The sequence below is a fragment of the Bacteroides sp. K03 genome (genome assembly GCF_019734355.1).
Classification (GTDB): domain Bacteria; phylum Bacteroidota; class Bacteroidia; order Bacteroidales; family Bacteroidaceae; genus Bacteroides; species Bacteroides nordii.
Map to the genome: position 1 here is coordinate 1 of NZ_JAASHC010000055.1, position 2,112 is coordinate 2,112.

General features: G+C 35.6%; 2 protein-coding genes. Both read left to right on the top strand.

What is annotated here, in order from left to right; all coding sequences use genetic code 11:
• Positions 1-1,107: RHS repeat domain-containing protein (locus HCG69_RS20555; protein WP_304524023.1), on the top strand; the 1,107-nt coding region annotated here is incomplete at its 5' end.
• A 1-nt stretch (position 1,108) separates the two neighbouring features.
• Positions 1,109-1,849 (top strand): hypothetical protein, encoded by a 741-nt coding sequence (locus tag HCG69_RS20560; RefSeq protein ID WP_221651563.1) that lies wholly within the window; start codon positions 1,109-1,111, stop codon positions 1,847-1,849.
• Positions 1,850-2,112: the final 263 nt, after the last annotated feature.

The following is a 2,112-nucleotide window of genomic DNA, read 5'->3' on the forward strand; positions in this document are numbered from 1 at the left end:
GAACATTTGGATGGTTTTGGGTTGATAAACATGAATGGTCGTGTATACGATCCTTTGCTGGGTATGTTTTTAAGTCCGGACCCTTATGTGCAGGCACCTGGTAATTGGTTGAATTACAATCGATATGGGTATTGCTATGGAAATCCGCTATTATATACGGACCCGGATGGAGAGTTCTTTTTTGCAGCAATATTTATAGGAGCTATTATGAATGCAGCAATTCAAGGTTTTACTGGTAATTTGCATGGTGGCGTTGGTGATTTTTTTAAGGCTGCAGGAATTGGAGCTTTATCAGGGGCTGCAGGAGCAGGCGCTTCTCAGTTAGTGTCAGGAATGTTTGGTACGGCAACTACCTTAGGTGGCGCAATGATGCAAGGGAGCATAATTGGGGGGGCTGGAGGAAGTGTCGGGGGATGGATTACTGGTATGGGTAATACACGGATGAATGGAGGAACTTGGGGACAGAGCCTAAAGTCAGGTTTGATTGGAAGTGGATTTGGGGCTGCTAGTGGAATTGTTTTGGGAGGAATAACTGGGGGGCTTCAATACAGGAAGCAGATATTAACATATCAACGAGGTTGTGAAGAATTGGGAATTACTGAAAATAGTGAACTCCCCAGGACTGATGACTTTTTATTGAAAGCTCAGAAAGAGTGGTATAAAGATGCACCAATGGAGAATATTAAGAAATTTACAGTTGAAAATGTTCCAGAGAAGTCACAACAAGCCATGATGAGAAATAATGCTCCTGCTGCGACTGCTGCATTTAGGACGAAAGATGGATTGTTTACAGGAAAATCAAATGTTTATTTTAATAAATATTTGGCTTTTAGTAGTTCAAAACAATTATTTTTTTCTATGGGCCATGAGTTTGTTCATGTTTCACAATATTCTGTTTTAGCAGGACTTTCACATAAATTGACTGTTGATTTTGTTGACATGTTGGAGTTCCATGCATATAGTTTTCAAAATTCATTGGGGGGTAAAAGCTTTAATACCTTTGATAATATTCGTACTATTGCAAGTCAGTATGGTGACTTATTCAAAAAATTGAGCTATGTTAATTTTAGCTGGACTTCGAATGTAACTTATAAATATCCATTTTGAAATGAGGAAGATAATTTTATTGATAATGTCCTTAAGTATCGGATATGTTTATGCTCAAGATGTAGCTGTTAACTTATCTATTGTATGGAAAAGTGAGAAAGTCTCGATTGATTCGAGTATAGTTATGGATGTTCCTTATTTAAATATCACGTATATGAATAATACAGGGAAGGCTGTCTATCTTCATGGTATTTCGGTGAATGAGGGAGGTATCCCTAGTTTTCCTATGTCAATGACTTTCTCAGATAAATATGGGTTAGAACAGTTGAATGATTATTCTAATGCTAAATATAAGGTGGTGATAGAAGATAATTCGGATTTATTATCTACTTGGATGGTGATTCCTGATTCTACATTGTATGATAAAGAGCATGAAGTGGATTTTATAAATGACGAGTTGACGCTCATTTATAGTCGATTAAAGAAAGATTCCAAAACGGAATTACCTATAGACACTATTTATGGGGAAAAGGCTTTTTGGGAAAAATTATCCAATCACTTTGTGTTTCTTAAAGCAGATGATATATATACTGATAGTTTTAATCTATATGGTTTTTCGAAATTACATGGGACATATGAATTTCAACTGGTTCCTCGTAATAGAGAATTAAGAAATTATGTATCTATTTTCATGTTATTGGATAAATTTGTATGTGTGAAGAAAAAACTTCCTATCTGGATGAATGGCTATCAGTTATATGATAAACCTCTTGAAGGAAGTAGTATAGAGGTGAAATTTTAGTTGTGGTAATCACATCTCATGAAATTTGTGTTTGTTGTAATAATATTATTGCGATGAAAAAATACTTTTATGGTCTTTTGGAAATATATATTTTATTGTACCAATGATTGTGTATAGTTGCGTTATCTTATTAGTATGAGAAGTCGTGTAGAGAAAACTCAGTTTTATGACAGTCGTGGACTGCCTTCATCCATTTCGGCCGCCGCCATAATGAATATGGCTTATACTTTTAATAATAAGGGCAATCTAATCTCCCGAAGCGA

Excerpts from the sequence above, each read along its gene's own strand:
- HCG69_RS20560 (WP_221651563.1), top strand. The coding sequence starts at position 1,109 with ATGAGGAAGATAATTTTATTGATAATGTCCTTAAGTATCGGATATGTT.